This is a genomic window from uncultured Deefgea sp. (assembly GCF_947072475.1).
Classification (GTDB): domain Bacteria; phylum Pseudomonadota; class Gammaproteobacteria; order Burkholderiales; family Chitinibacteraceae; genus Deefgea.
Genome location: NZ_CAMTIA010000018.1, coordinates 36,565 through 57,317, shown reverse-complemented (window position 1 = coordinate 57,317; position 20,753 = coordinate 36,565). Strand labels below are relative to the sequence as shown.

Below are 20,753 nucleotides of genomic sequence, written 5' to 3'. Positions count from 1 at the left end.
CAAGAACGTTCACCCATCTAAAGTTGTTTCTTTAGGTGATGAAGTTGAAGTGATGATCTTGGATATCGACGAAGACAAACGTCGTATCAGCCTCGGCATGAAACAATGCATGGCTAATCCATGGGATGATTTCGCAGAAAACTTCAAGAAAGGCGACAAACTCAAAGGCGCGATCAAATCGATCACTGACTTCGGTGTGTTTGTTGGCTTGGCTGGCGGTATCGACGGTCTGGTTCACTTGTCTGACTTGTCTTGGCACGTTGCTGGTGAAGAAGCAGTTCGCAACTTCAAGAAAGGCGACGAAGTTGAAGCAATGGTTCTTTCTATTGATGTTGAAAAAGAGCGCATCAGCCTCGGCATCAAACAAATGGAAGGTGATCCATTCAACAACTACGTTTCTACGTCTGACAAAGGCGCGATCGTTAAGGGCACTGTTAAATCACTCGACGCTAAAGGCGCAACAATTGCCTTGTCGGATGATGTAGAAGGCTACTTGCGCTCGACTGAAGTTTCGCGTGACCGTGTTGAAGATATCCGCACTGTTCTAAAAGAAGGCGACGAAGTTGAAGCTGTCATCATTAATGTTGACCGCAAAAACCGTTCGATCAACTTGTCGATCAAAGCGAAAGATCAAGCCGAGCAAAGCGAAGCAATGAGCAAAATTTCGGCAGCTGATGACAGTGCCGGCATGACGAGTCTTGGCGCATTGTTGAAAGCAAAATTGTCAGGCTCTGCTGAGTAAGGGTATTTGCTAGAATGACCAAATCAGAACTCATTGCGAAACTTGCTGCTCGTTATCCGCAGTTGGTAGCAAAAGACGCAGAGTTAGCCGTAAAAACGATACTTGATGCGATGGCACGCAGCCTTTCGCAAGGCCAACGTATCGAAATTCGTGGATTTGGCAGCTTTGACCTGAACTATCGCCCGCCAAGGACTGGACGAAATCCAAAGTCGGGCACCAAAGTGTCCGTTCCGGAAAAATTTGTTCCACACTTTAAAGCGGGCAAAGAATTACGAGAACGTGTTGATATTGATGCGTAATTCCTAATTCATTGCGACCTAAAAAAGGCGACACTTTCGAGTGTCGCCTTTTTGTTAGGTACTTAAACCAAAAAAACAAAGCGTAATTAAGCTACAATATCAAAAACTGGAGGTTTAATATAATGCGATATTTATTTTGGGCAGTTAAATTTACAGCCTTTGTTATGCTATTTGGTTTTGCAATGCATAATGCAAATCCAGTGACATTGAATTTTTTCTTTAATTATACTTGGCATGCGCCACTGGCATTGATTTTATTGGTTTTTTTTGTTTCTGGCGCTGCAATTGGTCTTTTAGCCAGCCTAGGTCAGGTTGTTCGGTTACGACGCGAGTTAGTTGCTTTGCGTAAAGAAAAACGCCAACCCATTAATGATATTGCTGCCGTAGCTCCTTCAGTTGCAATTGAACCTCCACGTGATGCCCTTTAATTTTTAAAGCGTTTATAAATGATTGAAATCCAATTCTGGTGGCTAGCCATCCTACCTATTTTCTTTGGTGCGGGTTGGTTGGCCGCTCGCGTCGACATTAAGCACGTTATTGCCGAAAGTCATTCTTTGCCGATCGCTTATTTCAAAGCGGTTAATCATTTATTAGCAGGAGAAATGAATAAAGCAATTGATATCTATATAGAGATAGCAAAGAATCATTCAGAAACAATTGAACTCCAAGTTACATTAGGGCAGTTATTTCGTCGTCGAGGGGAGCTTGAGCGTGCAATTCGCATGCACCAAAAAATATTATCTCGTCGCGATTTAAGTGCATCACAAAGACAGCAATCGCAACTTGATTTAGCGATTGATTTTATTAAATCTGGATTATTTGATCGGGCAGAAAAAATCCTACATGACTTATCAAATACAGATTCTGCGCGTTTAGCACGGATAGAATTATTAGCGATTTATCAGCAAGAGCATGAGTGGCAAAAAGCCATTGCAACAGCGGAGTTACTCCGAGATGAAAGTAATAGTTTTCAGCATGAAATTGCCCAATTTTATTGTGAACTGGCAACAGAAAGCTTAATTCGAAATCAAAATGAGAAAGCGATTAACGAGCTCAATCTTGCATTGAAAGAGCATCGACATAGCGCTCGTGCGCGCTTAATGTTGGGTGAAATTGCGCTATCAGAAGCGCGGCCAGATGATGCAATTGAGCATTGGCTTAAAATGCCAGCCCAAGATATTCATTATTTAGCGCTCGCAGCAAGACATCTTATTTCAGCCTATCACAGCAAAAATCAACTTGATGATGGCATTGCATTATTAATTCGCTATGTTCAGCAGTATCCAGAACTAGATGTCGTCGATCTGATCTATGAACAATTATTAGCGACTACAGGCATTGATGCTGCCTATGATTTTGTTCGCGAACGCTTGCGTGAACATCCAAGTATGCCTGGGCTAAAAAAATTATTAGATGCTCATTTGTTGGTCGCGCCTGCGGATCAAAAGTCTGAGCTGGAAGTCATCGGTAAGCTACTGCACGACAATACCCGTAGTTACAGCATGTATTACTGCAGTGAATGTGGTTTTAAAACCCGTCAATTTTTCTGGCATTGTCCGGGCTGCAACCAGTGGGAAACATATGCTCCCGTTCGAGGGAAAAGTCGTTCAGTGGTGTAATTGATGGCAGTAATACTTATTAGATATATAGCTTGATAGGAATAATTATGAATTTTGATCCACGCGTTATTGTCGCTCTCGATTTTTCAAGTGCTGCTGCAGCCTTAGCTTTTGCTGATCGCGTCAATCCAAGCTTATGCCGGCTAAAAGTCGGTAAAGAGTTGTTTACCGCATCGGGGCCAGCCTTGGTTGAGCAGCTGGTTGCTCGTGGGTTTGATGTATTTTTAGATTTGAAATTTCACGACATTCCACACACAGTAGCTCAGGCGTGTAAAGTTGCGGCAAGTTTGGGTGTATGGATGGTCAATGTACATGCATCTGGTGGTCGTAAAATGCTAGAAACGACAAAAGATGCACTTGAAGCGCTACCACATCGACCGCTGTTAATCGCCGTCACTGTTTTAACCAGCATGGGTGCAGAAGAATTGGCTGAAATGGGTTTGCCTGCGCCTGCAATACAAGTTGAACGACTGGCTAAGTTAGCACAATCATGTGGTCTAGATGGTGTGGTTTGTTCGGCACAAGAAGCCAGCCAACTAAAGCAAATTTGTGGCGCAGACTTTAAGCTTATTACGCCCGGCATACGTCCTGTGGGTAGTGATAGTAATGACCAAACACGGATCATGACACCAAAATCAGCGATGCAAGCTGGCTCAGATTATCTAGTCATTGGCCGACCAATCACCCAAAGTATCGATCCGATTTTAACTTTGCAGCAAATTAACGCAGAGTTGGTGTAAGTCATGCAAACGTTGATTGAACGAATTAAACATGCCAAGGTGCTCGTGGTTGGCGATGTAATGCTAGACCGTTACTGGTTTGGTGATGTCGAACGAATTTCACCAGAAGCACCAGTCCCTGTCGCTCGGATCACCAAAACGGATGAGCGTGCGGGGGGGGCGGCGAATGTTGCACGGAATGTGGTCGCATTAGGTGGAAAAGCAAAATTACTATCGGTCGTTGGGGATGATGAAGCGGGCACTAGCCTTGAGCGGCTACTTATTGCGCAAGGAGTTGAAACTATATTGCACCGGGATGCTGAAATCTCCACCACGGTAAAATTGCGGGTATTGGCCAGACAACAGCAATTACTCCGTATCGACTTTGAAAACACCCCTAGCCATGAAATTTTAGCGGCCAAACTCGATGATTTTAAAGCTTCATTACTTGACTGCGATGTGGTTATTTTGTCGGACTACGGCAAAGGCAGTTTGATCCATGTGCAACAAATGATTTTGGCCGCACGCGCGATGAATAAGCCGGTCTTAGTGGATCCCAAAGGGGATGAGTACGAGGCATATCGTGGCGCAACACTACTTACACCCAACCGTAGTGAATTCAAACAAGTTGCTGGTAAGTGGAGTAATGAAGCGGATTTAATCGACAAAGCGAATCAATTAAGAACGAAATTTAACTTAGATGCCTTGCTCGTGACGCGCAGTGAAGAGGGGATGACTTTATTTCGAGAGGGGCAAGTGGTGCATAAGCCAACCCAAGCGCGAGAGGTATTTGATGTTTCGGGTGCCGGTGACACGGTGATTGCTACGATGGGACTCATGTTGGCCGCAGGATTGGATTTACCTGAAGCTATGGATTGGTCAAATCGTGCGGCAGGGATTGTTGTTGCCAAATTAGGAACGGCCGTCGCGACGCACGCAGAGCTATTTAGCTAGTTATCTCTAGGTATTGCTTGCAATGCTTTAATCCTAAAGTGCTTGCAAGCAATACCTCTATTTAGTCCATCGTTTCTACCCGGTTTTTACCTGATTTTTTTGCGATATACATTGCTTGATCGGCGCGCTCAATCACCGCATCACGAGTATCTTCTGTATGAAACAGCGCCACGCCAGCACTAAAGGTAATCAATACCTTTTCATTGTTATGCGTAAAAAAGCGTCGAGTCAATTCACGCTGCACCCTTTGCATGACTTGCACCCCCGCCTCTAAATCCGTATCCGGCATCAGCACAATAAATTCTTCGCCACCATACCGAGCCACGCTATCGGTCGGGCGCACCAAATCTTTAACCACTTGGACTAAATGCACCAAGGCTCTATCGCCGACGGCATGGCCTTGTGTGTCATTGAGTTTTTTGAAATTGTCGATATCTAATAGTGCGATGCTCAAGGGAGAGGCATTACGCACTGCTCTGGCGGCCTCTACTTCGTAAGCCTCTTCTAAACCACGACGATTTAAAGCCCCGGTGAGTTGATCTGACCGCACTTTGTCGCTGAGCGAGCTGAGTTCTTGCTCCAATTCAATCACTCGACTGTGGGCTTCATCGGCTTGTTTTCGCGCATTAAATAAATCATCTCTTGAGCGCTGTACGTCCAATTGCATGCTTCGAGTATCCAGCAGCAGATCCTCCATGACATGCCGAATGCTGGTTAAATCATTTGCGGAGTCAATTTTTTCAGCATATTGATTGATTTTGTCGTGATATTTGTCGGTACTTTCTGACATCACACCCAGTCGATCAATAAAAGAAGTCAGCATGGTTTTGAGTACGGTCTGTGCTTCTACTAAACTGTGCTTTACCTGACTTTGTTTAAATAAAACTTCTTTAAGCCCCATTTCGGCATCATAAATCACCCGCATATCGAGAGGCTGGGCCATGATGTGCTGCACAACGGCAATTTGCCCTCGCACCCAATCATCATCAATGACAATTGACGCGATATTATCAGTCAGTAGCCTGAGCAAACCCATCAGCCCATCGCATAAACGTTGCTCATTATCGTTTTCTAATTCAAGTTTGAGCCAAAATTTTCTTAACCGAGGCAGCCATTTTTCCATGGATGCAGGATTATCTACCGCCTTGGCTTCTTGGGCGATGGCGCTGGTTTCGGCTTGTAAGTCTGGATTATGTAGCAAGCGTGCCGATAGTCCGAACTCTAAGGCTTGCGTAAATGCATCGCGCCATTCTTGCCAACGCATGTCCGGGTTGTCGGAACTGCTGCTGGCGGTATTTTCTACATTAGTAGCTGGTTCGATCATCGAGCCGATACCCGCAACGCCCGTTTCCGCCCAAGAGTTCACTAAGCCACTCAGTTTTTCATTCAAAACATTGCTGTCTTGTTTGAAATTGAGCAAGACTTTTTCAAGTGCATCTTTTTTTCGACTCGGCGTATAGCTTGGATTGCGTAAATCCCACTGTAAAATCAATTCACGAATCAAATCAGACCATGTTTTGGTCAGTTCGGTTTGGCCACTTTGGCTATTGATAATGCGAAATATTTGCTCTGGCAGCTCGCCCCATTTTTCGGTACTAATTGAGGTGCGAATTTGGTTGATTTGCCGACTTAACGCCGGGGATTGAATCGGTAGCGCCTCAAATGCAGCGACTAACTCTTTAAGTCCTGGGTGTAGGCGAGCATCGTCTGGGGTTTGCGCTATTTCGTGATAAATCGCTTCGTAGTGATCTGGCGAAGGCAATATGCGCCGAACAGCCAGTTGCTTTAGCGTTTCACGGGCGATTTCAGTCGGATTGGTGAGCTTGGTCATTGGTCGATTCTAGCCGCGAGAGGTGAAGGCATTATAGTTGAGCGATTGTGATGCTCCACAACTTAAATAACAAAACGCCACGAAAATCGCGGCGTTTTGCATTTTAAGTAGCAAATCCCGCTTAAGACAGCAAACCTTTTGGCAAAGAGAAAATCACATTCTCCTCAATCCCATCCATTGCCACGACTGAATCCGCGCCAAAACTTTTGATTTTAGCGATGACCTGTTGTACTAAAACGTCGGGCGCTGAGGCACCAGCGGTAATGCCGACTTTCTTTTTTTGCTGAAACCAAGCGGCATTGAGTTCAGTTTCATTGTCCACCATATAGGCATCAATCCCCAAACTAGCGCCCACTTCACGCAAGCGATTCGAGTTTGAGCTATTGGGCGAGCCAACCACAATTAAAATATCCACATCACGCGCCAGTTGTTTGACTGCATCTTGGCGGTTTTGTGTTGCATAGCAAATATCGTCTTTTTTAGGGCCGACGATATCCGCAAAACGTGTGCGCAATGCTGCAATCACCACTTGAGCATCATCCACCGACAAAGTGGTTTGCGTCACATAGGCCAACTTGCTGGCATCGTTCACTTGTAAATGAGCCACGTCGCCAGGTTCTTCGACTAAATACATCCCCGATTGGGCTTGGCCCATTGTCCCTTCCACTTCTGGGTGGCCTTTATGGCCAATCATCACGATTTCAAAACCTTGCTCGCGCAAACGTTTGACTTCCAAATGCACTTTGGTCACTAAAGGGCAGGTGGCATCATAAATAGTTAAACCGCGCTCAGCCGCTTCAGCGCGCACCGCTTGCGAAACGCCATGCGCGGAAAAAATAAGCGTGTTGCCACTCGGTACATCGCATAAATCTTCAATAAAAATCGCGCCTTTGGCTTTTAGATCTTCAATCACAAATTTATTGTGCACCACCTCATGGCGCACATAAATCGGTGCACCATATTTCTCTAAGGCTTTTTCAACAATGGCAATCGCACGATCAACGCCAGCGCAAAAACCACGTGGCTGCGCCAAAATGATATTCATACTCATAAGGTTTTCTCAGGTTTTTTAAAGCTATCAATCACCATTAAGACTGCACCGATGCAGATTGCAGCGTCTGCGAGATTAAATGCGGGGTAATACCACTGGTTTTTCCAATGAAATAGCAAAAAATCAATCACATGACCAAACACCATACGGTCAATGGCATTGCCTAAAGCGCCGCCCAAAATTAAAGCCAAGGCCAGCGCATAGCGGGTTTCAGCATGATGTTTTTTGATTAAAAAAACCAAAACCACCGACACAATGAGTGCTAAGCCGGTAAAAAAGTAGCGCTGCCAGCCGCCGGCATCCGCCAAAAATGAAAAAGCGGCACCGGGGTTATATCTCAGCGTTAAGTCAAAAAAGCCAGGAATCACCGTTAAAATTTCAGCGTACTGAAACGCCGCCTCGGCAGCATGTTTGGTGATTTGATCTAAAGATAAAACCACCAAAGCCAACAATATAAATTGCACAAAACGCTTAGGCATGTTGACGCGTCTCTCCGGCAGCATGCAAATTGCAATCGCAACGAGTACACAGCGTTGGATGTGCTGCAATCGTGCCTACGCTTGGATGGTAGTGCCAGCAACGCTCACATTTTTCTGCTGTTGCCGCAGCCACTTCAATCGCCGGGGTGCCGGGTAGGATGTGGGCTTGCGAGGTAATCATGATGAATTTCAGCTCATCGCCCAAAGATTCAAGCGCTTGAAATACTTCGCCTTGCGCATGAATGGTCACTTCCGCTTGTAAGCTCGAACCCAGAATGCCTTCAGCGCGCTGCAGTTCGATGTCTTTTTGTGCGCTGGCACGCACTTCACGAATCAAAGCAAACGCTGCTTGTAGCGTGTCGGCATCATGAATTTCTGGCAGTGCTAACCATTCACCCACAAAGACATTACCTTCGTTTTTCAGTACATCCCAAGCTTCATGAGCGGTAAATGACAAGATCGGTGAGAGCAAACGTACTAATGCTTGTGTGATATACCACAGGGTGGTTTGTGCTGAACGGCGGCCATGTGAGCCGGCTGCCATCGTATACAGTCGATCTTTAATAATATCGAGGTAGAAAGCACCCAATTCATCGGCGCAATAGCGATGAATTTCTTGCACACCCAGATGGAACTCATACTTGTCATAAAACGCCGTTAAGTTGTGCTGGAATTTGGCCAACTCAACTAAAGCGTAACGATCTAATGTCAGTAGTTCACTGACTGGCAAACGATCTTGCGGTGTAAAGTCAGATAAATTAGCCAACAAGAAACGCAAGGTATTGCGAACACGGCGATATGAGTCGGTGGTGCGTTTTAAGATCTCATCTGAAATCGACACCTCACCGGAATAATCGGTACTCGCCGTCCACAGGCGCAACATATCGGCGCCCATTTGATTAATCACTTGCTGCGGTGCAACGACGTTACCTTTGGATTTTGACATTTTCATGCCTTTACCATCGACCACAAAACCATGCGTTAACAATTGTTTGTACGGCGCGTGCCCGACTGTGGCGCAAGCGGTTTTTAGCGACGATTGGAACCAACCTCGGTGCTGATCTGAACCCTCTAAATACAAATCGGCAGCAGGGCGATTTGCGTCGCCATGGTTGAGCTCTTCACGTTGCTCAATGACGGCAAAGTGCGTTGAGCCCGAGTCAAACCAAACATCGATGGTGTCTTTAAGTTTTTCATAATGCGCAGCATCATCACCCAGCAATTCGGTCGCATCGAGCTTAAACCAAGCTTCAATACCTTCTTGTTCAATGCGTTTGGCAACTTCTTCGAGCAACTCAGTCGAACGTGGATGCAGTTCGGCGGTTTCTTTATGAATAAAGAACGTCATCGGCACGCCCCACGTGCGTTGACGTGATACACACCAATCAGGGCTGTTTTTAATCATTGCCTCGAGGCGTGCTCGACCCCAAGCAGGGAAGAACTCGGTGGCATCGACCGCACGATTGGCTTTGTCGCGTAAGGTTTCATTGCCGACTTTTTTATCCATGCCAATAAACCATTGCGTCGTGGCACGGAAAATCAGCGGTGTTTTGTGACGCCAGCAATGCGGATAGCTATGTTCTAGTTTTTTGTTAGCCAGCAGAGCACCGCGCTCTTCCAGTAAGGCAACCACCTTCGGGTTGGCTTTCCAAACGGTTTCACCGGCAAAAAATTCCGCCGTAGAGATGTAACGACCATCGTTAGCCACCGGATTATCAACCGCTAATTTATATTTAAGACCGACTTGATAGTCTTCTAGTCCATGCGCTGGCGCAGTGTGCACTAAGCCGGTACCGGCATCCGCAGTTACATGCTCGCCGCAGATGATCGGTACTTGGCGGGCTAAGAATGGATGCTGTAATAACAAACCATTGAGCGCTTCACCTTTGGCTTGTGCAATCACTTCATTGGCATCAATGTCATAACGTTTTAATGCCGCTTCAGCCAACTCACGCACTAAGATCAGCAAGCCTTTTTCAGTGGCAATCAGATCGTAAGTGAATTCTGGGTGTACCGAAACCGCTTGATTGGCAGGCAAAGTCCAAGGCGTAGTGGTCCAAATCACCGCGCTCGCGGTTTGTTCGCCCACATTGACGCCACCAAAGGCAGCAGACAGGGCCGCCATATCGACCACTTGGAAGGCCACATCAATCGCTGCTGATACTTTGTCTTCATATTCAACTTCAGCTTCAGCCAAAGCCGAGCCACAGTCGACACACCAATGCACCGGCTTTTGGCCTTTAACCAAATAACCATTGTGATGAATTTTGCCCATTGTGCGCACAATGTCGGCTTCAGTTTTGAAATTCATCGTCAGGTATGGGTTTTCCCAATCGGCGAGTACGCCCAAACGAATAAAATCAACTTTTTGTCGTTCAATTTGAATGGCCGCATATTCACGGCACAATTCGCGAATAAACGAGCTTGGTAAATGGATTTCTTTTTCATCCAAGCCATTGGCTTTACGATACGCCACAATTTGCGCGTGAATTGCCGGATTGGCTTTAATGGCATCTTTGTCGGACTTTACCAATTTTTCAATTTGATGCTCAATTGGCATGCCATGACAATCCCAGCCGGGGACGTAAGGCGTATCAAAACCGCTGAGTGATTTAGACTTTAAAATAATATCTTTTAAGATTTTATTCATTGCATGGCCAATATGAATGTCGCCATTGGCGTAAGGCGGGCCATCATGCAAAATAAATTTCGGGCGATTTTGTTCTTTGGCCACTAAACGCAGTTGCTGGTAGATCTTGGCATCTTGCCATTGCTTTAAAAAGCCGGGTTCGCGTTTAGCTAAATCGCCACGCATTGGAAACGGCGTATCCAATAAATTAACTGGATATTTGTTAGCAGGTTTATTGCTCATAGTCGTCTCTTTGTACTCAATGGGTTAACGCGCGGCGAACCAAGCGCGGGCTTGATCGCAATCTTTTTGAATCTGCGCGATCAGCGTATCAAAATCAGGGTATTTTTCTTCGTCGCGCAATTTGGCAAGGAAGTTAACACGTAAATGCTGGCGATAAATATCGCGATCAAAGTCAAACAAATGGACTTCTAGTTTGGGTTTGATATCACCGCCATGAATCGTTGGCCGAAATCCAAGGCTGGCAACGCCTTGATAGGTGCGCTCTAAGCCTAAAACCTCAACGATAAAAATACCGAACAATGGCGGTTTATTGTGCTTGAGTTGGATATTGGCCGTTGGAAAACCAAATTCACGACCTAAACGATCGCCGCCCACCACTCGGCCCGCAATCGAATACGGTCGACCAAGCAGTTTGGCGGCATGCGCCATGTCTCCCGATTGGAGTGCCCGACGCACTGCGGTTGATGACACGCGTTCGCCATCTTGCCTAAGCGTTGGCAAGCTATAGGTCTCAAAGTCGTTCGACGCTGCGAGTAAATTAAAATCGCCGCTGCGTTTAGCGCCAAATTGAAAATCATCCCCCACTAACACCACTTGTGCATTGAGCTGTCGAGCAACGATACTGTCACGAAAGGTGAGGGCGTCGATACTGGCAAAGCCGCGATTAAAATGCTGCACAATCAGGTAATCAATCCCTGCTTCGCGCAGTAGCTCGATTTTTTCGCGCAAACTGGTTAAACGCGCCGGCGCAGCGTCCGGTGTAAATAATTCACGCGGATGCGGTTCGAACGTCATAACGGCGCTCACCAGATGGCGCGCTTGCGCCTCAGCTTTTAGCCGCGCCAACATGGCACTATGTCCACAATGCAGGCCGTCAAAATTGCCAATCGTGAGTGCAGAACGAGGAAGTGGGGTGTGCGGAGTGCCGCGTAATACATGCATTGAGCGTATCGTGGCCGCGCTAGGCGGCAAATCATCAAACCTAAGATTCTAACGCCTCGCGTGAAAATTGTCAGAATAACCTTTGGCTTACTGGCCCATCATCACGATTGCGCCTTGCTGCGCCGTACCGCTGATGATTTTGTTTTTATCCAGACGTACTCGCACTGGTTGCCCTTCAGCCGCCGCATTCATCGCAATACCCTCATTGGTGATCTCAATACCGTCTTGCCGATAAATGATTTTTACTTTTTGATTTTGCAACACAACCATCGAGGCCCGTAGTTGTTCTTGGCGCAGCGCTTGTCCCGCTGAAACCGGACTATTGAGTGTTCGCCCTAAAATCGACGTTGGGTCCAAAAACACCGAGCCCGGCAACACGCCAAGATCCCCTTGCTGCATCGCAATATCACCGACATCCAGGATTTGGTTGGCCGCTAAAGGTCGGGCCGCGACTGCGTAGCTGACGGCAATGCTAATTTTGGTTGGTAAATTAAAGCTCCAATTGGCGCCATCTACACATTTAACCCGCAGCATGGTATTACCCAGCAAGCGATAGCCCGCAGGCAGGCTGATCTCACGGCGCTCGCATGCCGCCAATTTGAGCCGCGCATCGACTGGGCGGACTTCAAACGAAGCCATGCCGGGGCTATTGGCTAATTCAGCATTGAGCCATTGATTGACTTCATGAGTAATGACTTTCAAATCTTGGCCGCTGGTAGCCGCAAAGAGCGGTGTAAGCAGACTCGAAAGCACCGTAAAACTAGAGATTAAAATTTTTCGCATTGGCAAATTATAGTCGCATCGTATGCCTTAGCCTACAATCGTCGTTTTCTTGGGATTGGGACGCGCCACATTATGCTAGAACTGTTGTTTGGAGTGACAACCCTGGTGGTTTTATTGGCGGGTATCTTGGTGGTGAGTCGCTTACATCAACTGGCAAACGCCCAGCGTGAGGTACTCGACACCTTAAGCCAAGATTTAGAGAGTAAGCATCGTGAGATGCTCAATGATTTGCATCAGGGCATGAGTAAACAAACCGAATCGATGCAGCAAGGACTCATTCAGCACGGTAGCTTACTTAATGAAACTGTCAATCGGACTAGCGAGCGCTTACGTGACAGCATGAGTGAGTCATTTGAGCGTTTGCGTAACGGCGTTAATCATGAAATGAAAGACAGCCGTGAAACGATTGTGCGAATGCAAACGGTGCAAAGTGAAGCACTGGCCACCTTGCGACTCACGCTGGTGGCCAGCCTTGGCGAGTCTCGTGAGCAAATGCTCAAGCAACTCAGTGATATTTCGGCGGCATTGCAAGGTAAACAAGATGCCTTACGCGAAGATATGCTGCTCAAATTGTCCACCATGCTGGCTGAACAATCCAAACGCGAAATGGAACAATTACAGGCGGCATTACTGCAATCGAGCCAAACACTGACCGCCAGCGTAGGAGAGCTCACCAAGGCGACCGATTTACGCTTGGCTGAGATTTCCGGCAAAGTCACTGAGCGCCTGGATGAAGGCTTTAAAAAAACCAATGAAACTTTTGCCAATGTGATGGCGCGCCTGGCCACCATTGATGAAGCGCAAAAGAAAATCGATGGCTTGACCACCAATGTAGTGAGCTTGCAAGAACTACTGGGTGACAAACGCTCGCGCGGCGCTTTTGGTGAGGTGCAACTGGATCATTTAGTCAGCAATGTCCTGCCGGCACAAACGTATGAGCTGCAAGCCACACTGCCGGGCGGTGTTCGAGTGGATTGCCTATTAAAACTACCCGAACCCACCGGCACCATTGCAGTGGATTCGAAATTTCCTTTAGAAAACTATCACCGAATGTTTGGTGGTGATATGGATAAGCTAACCGCAACCCGGTTTTTTAAAGCTGATGTTAAAAAACATGTGGATGACATTGCCAATAAATACATTATTCCGAATGTGACTGCCGACGGCGCAGTGATGTTTATTCCGGCAGAGGCGGTGTTTGCCGAAATTCACGCTTACCACCCCGAGTTAGTCGAGTATGCGATGAAGCGCCGGGTGTGGATTGTGTCGCCAACCACACTAATGGCGGTGCTCAATACGGCGCGCGCGGTGATTAAAGACGTTGAGACGCGCAAACAAGTGCACATCATCAAAGACGCGCTGGGCAAGCTGGGGCAAGAGTTTGGCCGTTTTGATAAACGGATGAAAAACCTCGCCACGCACATTCGTCAAGCCCATGAAGACGCGCTTGAAGTGAGCATTACCAGTGAAAAAATTTCCCGTCAGTTTGTCAATATTGAGCAAGTACGCCTTGAAGGCGAGGGCGCACCCGTGCTGGCTGCGGTTGAGGCGGAGTGAGTCATTGGGCGGTGGTTTCAAGAGAGAAAACGTCACAAATCATGCTTGGCGTGTTTCTTTCTTGATGAGAAATCGTTTTATTGGGGAATATCCCGAGGCGCATTGCTTGTTGAGCCCAAAAATTGCCAAGCACGCTTTATTTTGCCAGTAGCCGTTTAAATGCCACCTATTTATAAATCAAATGATATTTGATGGGTATATCCGTGTGGCGCTTAATATACAAAGTTTAGCTGTATATACCCCTAATATTAAGCTATATTTTTATGCGAAATTTTGCACTAAACCTATGCGCTATCTCTTTGATTCCATTCAAAGTGTTACTCGAAATTTTCATTCAGTTATAAATGTTTATCAGCGGGGCAATGCTGCACTGTAAATGTAGTCGGCCCAATTGGGCTACTGATTGGTTCACAGCACGCAGGACAACAGGTAAAATGATTCGGATTTGTTTTTGATCAAGTTTTCCTCCCCTTAAAATTCAAAAAAAGGTATCGCCGTGCTAGTAGCCTACCGTCAACATGTTGCTGAGCGTGCCGCGCAAGGCATTGCGCCATTGCCATTGTCTGTTCAGCAAACCGCCGATTTAATTGCTTTGCTACAAAACCCACCCGCAGGCGAAGAAGCCTTTTTGCTGGATTTGATTACACATCGGGTACCTGCAGGGGTGGATGACGCGGCCAAAATTAAAGCCGCTTTTTTAGCCGCGGTCGCACAAGGTCGCGACAGCTGTCGTTTAATTTCTCGCGCCAAAGCGACGCAATTGCTGGCCACCATGCTGGGCGGCTTTAACATCAAACCGCAAATTGATTTATTGGGCGACGCTGAAGTAGGCGAAATCGCCGCAGCAGGCCTAAAAAATACCTTGCTGATGTTCGACTACTTTCATGATGTTAAAGAACTCGCCGACGCCGGCAATGCCAACGCCCAATCGGTACTGCAATCATGGGCCGATGCCGAATGGTTCACTAGCCGTCCAGAAGTGCCGGCCAAAGTTACGGTGACGGTGTTTAAAGTCACCGGCGAAACCAATACCGATGATTTGTCGCCAGCGCCAGATGCTTGGTCGCGCCCAGACATCCCATTGCACGCCTTGGCGATGCTAAAAAACCCACGCGAAGGCATCAATCCTGACGTACCTGGCGCAGTGGGCCCCATGAAGCAATTGGTCGAGCTGCAAAAAAAAGGTCACCCTGTTGCCTATGTCGGTGATGTGGTCGGCACCGGCTCAAGCCGCAAATCAGCAACGAATTCGGTATTGTGGTGGACCGGTGATGACATTCCATTCGTGCCGAATAAGCGCTTTGGTGGTTATTGCATCGGCGGAAAAATCGCTCCGATTTTCTTCAACACCATGGAAGATGCCGGCGCGCTCCCGATCGAATTTGATGTCACGAATTTGAATATGGGCGACGTCATCACGATTTACCCCTTTGAAGGTAAAGTCGAAAAAGACGGCCAAGTCATCACCACTTTTGCGTTAAAAACCGACGTATTGCTCGATGAAGTTCGCGCCGGCGGCCGGATTAACTTGATTATTGGTCGTGGCTTAACGTCAAAAGCGCGTGAAGCATTAGGCTTGCCTGCGTCAACGATTTTCCGTTTGCCACAAGATCCAGCCGCGTCGAGCAAAGGCTTTACGCAAGCACAAAAAATGGTTGGCCGTGCCTGTGGTTTGCCCGAAGGTCAAGGCGTTCGCCCTGGCACTTACTGCGAACCAAAAATGACCTCAGTGGGCTCGCAAGACACCACCGGACCGATGACGCGTGACGAGCTAAAAGACTTAGCATGCTTGGGCTTCTCGGCCGATTTAGTGATGCAATCGTTCTGCCATACTGCGGCCTATCCAAAGCCCGTTGACGTTAAAACTCACCACACCTTGCCAGAATTTATTCGCAATCGCGGCGGCGTTTCATTGCGTCCGGGCGATGGTGTGATTCACTCTTGGCTTAACCGGATGTTGTTGCCTGATACCGTCGGTACGGGTGGCGATTCACATACCCGTTTCCCAATCGGTATTTCGTTCCCAGCGGGCTCGGGCTTGGTGGCGTTTGCGGCAGCAACTGGCGTGATGCCACTGGATATGCCTGAATCGATATTGGTTCGTTTTAAAGGCGAGTTGCAGCCGGGCATCACTTTGCGTGATCTGGTGAATGCGATTCCTTTGTACGCCATCAAAGCCGGTTTGTTGACCGTAGCAAAAGCCGGCAAGAAAAACATTTTCTCGGGTCGCATTCTTGAGATTGAAGGCTTGCCAAATCTGAAGGTTGAGCAAGCGTTTGAGTTGACGGATGCATCAGCAGAACGTTCTGCTGCCGGTTGTTCGGTTCGTCTGAACGAAGAACCCATTATCGAATACCTCAAATCCAACATCGTATTGCTTAAGTCGATGATTGCTAACGGCTATGGCGACGCAAAAACCTTGGCACGCCGTGTCGCGAGCATGGAAAGCTGGTTGGCTAATCCAAGCTTGATCGAGCCGGATGCTGATGCCGAGTATGCGGCGATCATCGAAATCGATTTGGCCGATGTGAAAGAGCCGATCTTGGCTTGCCCGAATGATCCGGATGATGTGAAGATTTTGTCTGAAGTGGCCGGCACCAAGATTGATGAAGTGTTTATCGGCTCTTGCATGACCAATATCGGTCACTTCCGCGCGGCAGGTAAATTGCTGGAAGGCAAGCGCGACTTGCCAACCAAACTGTGGATTGCACCACCGACCAAAATGGATGCAGAGCAGCTGACTGAAGAAGGCTACTACGGCACCTTTGGTGCGGCGGGTGCGCGCACTGAAATGCCAGGTTGCTCATTGTGCATGGGTAATCAAGCCCAAGTGCGCGAGGGGGCGACGGTGGTTTCAACCTCAACGCGTAATTTCCCAAATCGCTTAGGCAAAAACACCAATGTGTTTTTATCTTCTGCTGAATTGGCGGCGATTGCATCGCGTTTAGGTCGTATTCCAACCGTGGCTGAATACATGGCGGACGTGGCTATTTTGGCGCCAAAATCAGCTGAAGTTTATAAATACCTCAACTTCAATCAAATTGAGTCGTATCAAGCCGAGGCGGATCAAGTTAAGGTTTAATTAGCCCACACGCCAAAAGACCCGCATTGCGGGTCTTTTTTTTGCTAAGCGCTTCATTGCGCACTGTTTATTTCTTGCTTGGCGTTTGAATGTCGGGCAAAATTAGCGCCTTTTTTCGCATCAAACTCATGGGTTTGATTTTTTTCATTTGATGGCTTGCCCACCCATCGGGCGTCGGTAATCTTGACGAACAAAGTGGCAAGACCTTCTAGCCCAGGGGGTATTGGACATGTCCAATCTGGCTACAGTAACCACGCCACAAGAATCCAATGCTGCGCTTGATTTAACGACACCACTACCAGTGGCGGCCTATTTTGATGAAGCACTCTATCAGCAAGAAATCAAACAACTTTTCAATCCAGGTCCACGCTATATCGGCCATGCGCTGATGGTGCCTGCGGCGGGTGATTACCATGTTCTTGAGTCAAGTCAGGGTGCGCGTTATTTAAAACGTACCGATGAGGGCGTTAAACTGTTTTCCAATATTTGCCGCCATCGCCAAGCCACCATGCTGGAAGGTCGCGGCAATGCAGCACATACAGTTTGCCCTTTGCACCGCTGGACTTATGATCAGCACGGCCAATTATTAGGTGCGCCGCACTTTAGTGAAAAACCCTGCTTGCACTTACCCGAGACCGCGCTGCAATCATGGAATGGCCTGTTATTTGAGTCTGGGCGCGATATCGAACGCGATTTAAAAAATCTAGGCGTGCGTGAAGACCTGGATTTTTCACAGTATGTTTTTCATAGCGTGACCATTGACGAGTACCAAGGCAATTGGAAAACCTTTATCGAGGTGTATCTCGAAGACTATCACGTTGTGCCGTTTCATCCCGGCTTGGGGCGTTTTGTCGACTGCAATCAACTTAAGTGGGAATTTGGCGACTGGTACTCAGTACAAACCGTTGGCGTGCACCATGATTTGGCAAGGCCCGGCTCTAAGGTTTACCAAGATTGGCATCGTCAGGTTAAGCGGTATTCACAAGACAAAACACCCAAACATGGTGCAATTTGGCTAACTTATTACCCCAATATTACGGTTGAATGGTATCCGCATACCTTGGTGATTTCGACCATTATTCCGACTGGGCCGCGTAGTTACAAAAACGTCGTCGAGTTTTATTACCCAGAAGATGTTGCGTATTTTGAGCCTGAATTGATTGCAGCCGAGCAGGCGGCTTACGCAGAGACCGCGGTCGAAGATGTAGAAATTATCAATCGAATGGAAGCTGGGCGACAGGCGCTGTATGCACAAGGGCGCAATGAAGTCGGCCCTTATCAAAGCCCGATGGAAGATGGGATGCGACATTTTCATCAATTTTTACGGCGTGAGCTCGCTGGATATATACCAGCGCACGATACGAAATAAGCCCAAGGCTGCTTCGGCGGCCTTTGTTTTTATTCAACAGTATTTTGATTTTAGCTGCTGTATACTTTGGCAGCCTTTTAAAATCATTGCTTACATCGACATACCCAAGGATTTATGCAGCAAATAATTGCTTACTGTCGTGAATCGGGCTCATTTTGGATGCTGCTGGCCAGCCTCTCTTTTGCCATCATGGGTGTATTCGTTAAGCTGGGCTCAGCGCATTTTAGTACTGCGGAATTGGTTTTTTATCGCTGCGCCGCAGGGTTGATTTTTATTGCTTTAATGATTTTGCCGCAAGGCAAAACACTCAAAGTGAGCTATCTGGCATTTAAAATGCATCTGTCACGTAGTCTGGCTGGATTTATTGCGTTGATGCTGTATTTTTATGCGATTAGTCAGCTCACACTACCCATGGCAGTAACACTCAATTACACTTCTCCGCTGTTTTTTGTATTAATCACGATGATTCGTCAAAAGCAATGGCCGCATTGGCAATTATTAGGCAGTATTGCATTGGGATTTGTCGGCGTTGTCAGCTTATTACAGCCTACGATGGCTGCCGAGCAGTGGTTGGGTGGATTAATGGGGTTGTTGTCTGGCCTACTGGCAAGCGTGGCGTATATGAACGTCAGCGAGCTAGGGAAAATCGGCGAGCCAGAGTGGCGAACCGTATTTTACTTTTCATTGATTTCTACCTTGGGTGCTGGCTTTTTTATGCTACTACAAGCCGAACCATTACTTCGGCCCAGCGTGCACGATGGATTGATTGTTTTGGGTATGGGTAGCTGTGCCACACTCGCGCAATTAGCGATGACACGCGCTTATCGCAAAGGGCGCTCTTTGGTGATGGTTAGCTTGTCGTATTTAACGGTACTATTTTCTACCTTGCTCAGTTGGATGGTTTGGGGCGACGCCCCTACGTCACTCGCAATCGTCGCCATGCTGATGATTGTATTTGCAGGGATCGGCGCCAGATCAAGCCGAACTTCATCATAAAATCGTTGTTTTTTGCAAACTAAAAAGTACTTAATCCCCCGGCAAAGGGCGTCAAATATGCGTTTTTTAATCAGTAATGATGATGGGTATTTCTCTCCAGGGCTCGCAGCCTTAGCCATGTCTTTAGGTGGGCTGGGCGACACTTTTGTCTGCGCGCCGGAGCGCGATCGAAGTGGTTCAAGCAACTCACTGACACTAGATCGACCACTGTCGGTCAAGCAGTCTGCTGCTGGCTTTTTTTATATTAATGGCACGCCCACCGACTGCGTACACTTGGCCGCAACCGGCTTAATGCCTGAATTGCCGGACATGGTGGTTGCTGGCATTAATCACGGCCCGAATATGGGCGACGACACGATTTATTCTGGCACCGTCGCCGCAGCCACTGAAGGTTTTTTGCTGGGTATTCCTGCGATTGCAATTTCATTGGCATCCCATAATCCAGTGCATTTTGAAACTGCGGCACAAGTGGCCAATGATTTAGTGCAACGTTTTATTCGAAATCCATTTCGTGGCGCGGTATTACTCAATGTGAACGTCCCAGACGTCGCTTACGAGGCATTATCTGGCACCAAAATCACGCGATTAGGTCGACGTCATAAATCGGCCCCGGTCATCCGAGATGAAAACCCGCGCGGTGAGCCGATTTGGTGGGTTGGCCCCATTGGTAAAGTCGCCGATGCCAGCAGCGGCACTGACTTTGACGCTGTTGCGAATGGTTATGTATCGATTACACCGCTGTCTATTGACTTAACCGCCCATCAACAAATTGATTTTATGACTCAGTGGGTAAATGCATAATGCTGCAGCAAGGTAGTGGCATGACCTCCGTCCGCACCCGAACACGAATGATAGAGCGCCTTCGTGCTCAAGGCATTTGCAACGAAAGCATCCTCACCATCATGGGACAAATCCCGAGGCACGCTTTTGTCGATGAGGCCTTAGCACACAAAGCTTATGATGATTTCTCTTTGCCGATTGGCTTTGGCCAAACGATTTCTCAGCCCTATATCGTCGCCAGAATGTCAGAACTCATTTTTGCCGTGCCTGAGCACAATAAAGTACTGGAAATCGGCAGTGGTTGCGGTTATCAAACGGCCATTTTGGCTAAAATCTTCAAAACAGTGCATAGCATTGAGCGAATTGCTGGCCTAGTGCGTAATACCCGCGATCGACTTAATACGTTAGGCGTGCATAATGCGCGTTTGCGTCACGCCGATGGCAGTAACGGTCTGCCCGAACTTGGGCCATTTGACGCCATTATTATTACTGCCGCAGCCCCCATTGTGCCAGAGCACCTCATGGATCAGCTCAACATTGGGGGGCGTTTAGTGTTCCCCGTTGGCGATGTAGATCAAGAATTAAGAATGATTGAGCGACTCGACGCAGGTTTTACAGAAACTCGACTGGAAAAAGTTAAATTCGTCCCATTGCTATCCGGAATTTCGTAATCCATCG

At 47.5% G+C, this 20,753-nt stretch carries 18 protein-coding genes; 12 read left to right on the top strand and 6 right to left on the bottom strand.

Going from position 1 to position 20,753, the window contains the following annotated elements:
• The 6 genes from Q0V82_RS08220 to rfaE1 form a co-directional block, all read left to right on the top strand.
• The coding region (locus Q0V82_RS08220; protein WP_297574559.1) for a S1 RNA-binding domain-containing protein at nt 1-742 on the top strand (742 nt) is incomplete at its 5' end.
• Nucleotides 743-756: 14 nt separating this feature from the next.
• The gene (locus Q0V82_RS08215) at nt 757-1,041 is read left to right on the top strand and encodes an integration host factor subunit beta (RefSeq protein WP_173534136.1); all 285 of its coding nucleotides are present in this window, start codon (nt 757-759) and stop codon (nt 1,039-1,041) included.
• A gap of 122 nt (nt 1,042-1,163) precedes the next feature.
• The gene (locus Q0V82_RS08210) at nt 1,164-1,469 is read left to right on the top strand and encodes a lipopolysaccharide assembly LapA domain-containing protein (RefSeq protein WP_297574555.1); all 306 of its coding nucleotides are present in this window, start codon (nt 1,164-1,166) and stop codon (nt 1,467-1,469) included.
• A gap of 18 nt (nt 1,470-1,487) precedes the next feature.
• Nucleotides 1,488-2,660 (top strand): lipopolysaccharide assembly protein LapB, encoded by a 1,173-nt coding sequence (gene lapB / locus Q0V82_RS08205; RefSeq protein WP_297574552.1) that lies wholly within the window; start codon nt 1,488-1,490, stop codon nt 2,658-2,660.
• Between the two features lie 47 nt (nt 2,661-2,707).
• On the top strand, nt 2,708-3,400 hold the full coding sequence (pyrF, locus tag Q0V82_RS08200) for an orotidine-5'-phosphate decarboxylase (protein ID WP_297574549.1): 693 nt from the start codon (nt 2,708-2,710) through the stop codon (nt 3,398-3,400).
• A gap of 3 nt (nt 3,401-3,403) precedes the next feature.
• The gene (gene rfaE1, locus Q0V82_RS08195) at nt 3,404-4,333 is read left to right on the top strand and encodes a D-glycero-beta-D-manno-heptose-7-phosphate kinase (protein ID WP_297574547.1); all 930 of its coding nucleotides are present in this window, start codon (nt 3,404-3,406) and stop codon (nt 4,331-4,333) included.
• Nucleotides 4,334-4,394: 61 nt separating this feature from the next.
• Here the strand turns inward: rfaE1 and Q0V82_RS08190 are convergent, their stop codons facing one another.
• From Q0V82_RS08190 to flgA, 6 genes are all read right to left on the bottom strand, one after another.
• Nucleotides 4,395-6,164: a GGDEF domain-containing protein gene (locus tag Q0V82_RS08190; RefSeq protein ID WP_297574545.1), complete on the bottom strand. Its 1,770-nt coding sequence runs from the start codon at nt 6,162-6,164 to the stop codon at nt 4,395-4,397.
• A gap of 121 nt (nt 6,165-6,285) precedes the next feature.
• Nucleotides 6,286-7,215 carry a 4-hydroxy-3-methylbut-2-enyl diphosphate reductase gene (gene ispH / locus Q0V82_RS08185; protein ID WP_297574543.1) on the bottom strand — a complete coding sequence of 310 codons (930 nt, stop codon included), beginning with the start codon at nt 7,213-7,215 and terminating at the stop codon, nt 6,286-6,288.
• Nucleotides 7,212-7,694, bottom strand: coding sequence for a signal peptidase II (gene lspA / locus Q0V82_RS08180; RefSeq protein WP_297574540.1), 483 nt, complete (start codon nt 7,692-7,694; stop codon nt 7,212-7,214). Before lspA ends, ispH begins: the two co-directional genes overlap by 4 nt.
• On the bottom strand, nt 7,687-10,566 hold the full coding sequence (ileS, locus tag Q0V82_RS08175; protein ID WP_297574538.1) for an isoleucine--tRNA ligase: 2,880 nt from the start codon (nt 10,564-10,566) through the stop codon (nt 7,687-7,689). Before ileS ends, lspA begins: the two co-directional genes overlap by 8 nt.
• A 24-nt stretch (nt 10,567-10,590) precedes the next feature.
• Nucleotides 10,591-11,508, bottom strand: a complete 918-nt coding sequence (locus Q0V82_RS08170; protein WP_297574535.1) for a bifunctional riboflavin kinase/FAD synthetase — start codon at nt 11,506-11,508, stop codon at nt 10,591-10,593.
• 87 nt (nt 11,509-11,595) lie between these two features.
• The gene (gene flgA / locus Q0V82_RS08165; protein WP_297574531.1) at nt 11,596-12,291 is read right to left on the bottom strand and encodes a flagellar basal body P-ring formation chaperone FlgA; all 696 of its coding nucleotides are present in this window, start codon (nt 12,289-12,291) and stop codon (nt 11,596-11,598) included.
• Between the two features lie 72 nt (nt 12,292-12,363).
• On the opposite strand from flgA, the gene rmuC reads away from it, so the two are divergent.
• The 6 genes from rmuC to Q0V82_RS08135 all read left to right on the top strand — a co-directional run bounded on the left by rmuC (nt 12,364) and on the right by Q0V82_RS08135 (nt 20,746).
• Entirely contained in the window at nt 12,364-13,848 is a 1,485-nt protein-coding gene (gene rmuC, locus Q0V82_RS08160) for a DNA recombination protein RmuC (protein ID WP_297574528.1), read from the top strand.
• 496 nt (nt 13,849-14,344) lie between these two features.
• Nucleotides 14,345-16,930 carry a bifunctional aconitate hydratase 2/2-methylisocitrate dehydratase gene (gene acnB, locus Q0V82_RS08155; RefSeq protein WP_297574525.1) on the top strand — a complete coding sequence of 862 codons (2,586 nt, stop codon included), beginning with the start codon at nt 14,345-14,347 and terminating at the stop codon, nt 16,928-16,930.
• 229 nt (nt 16,931-17,159) lie between these two features.
• Nucleotides 17,160-18,299 (top strand): aromatic ring-hydroxylating dioxygenase subunit alpha, encoded by a 1,140-nt coding sequence (locus Q0V82_RS08150; RefSeq protein ID WP_297574522.1) that lies wholly within the window; start codon nt 17,160-17,162, stop codon nt 18,297-18,299.
• A 114-nt stretch (nt 18,300-18,413) separates the two neighbouring features.
• Nucleotides 18,414-19,295, top strand: coding sequence for a DMT family transporter (locus Q0V82_RS08145; RefSeq protein ID WP_297574519.1), 882 nt, complete (start codon nt 18,414-18,416; stop codon nt 19,293-19,295).
• 57 nt (nt 19,296-19,352) lie between these two features.
• Nucleotides 19,353-20,096 carry a 5'/3'-nucleotidase SurE gene (surE, locus tag Q0V82_RS08140; protein WP_297574517.1) on the top strand — a complete coding sequence of 248 codons (744 nt, stop codon included), beginning with the start codon at nt 19,353-19,355 and terminating at the stop codon, nt 20,094-20,096.
• Between the two features lie 20 nt (nt 20,097-20,116).
• Nucleotides 20,117-20,746 (top strand): protein-L-isoaspartate(D-aspartate) O-methyltransferase, encoded by a 630-nt coding sequence (locus Q0V82_RS08135; protein WP_297574514.1) that lies wholly within the window; start codon nt 20,117-20,119, stop codon nt 20,744-20,746.
• The last annotated feature ends 7 nt before the right edge of the window (nt 20,747-20,753 follow it).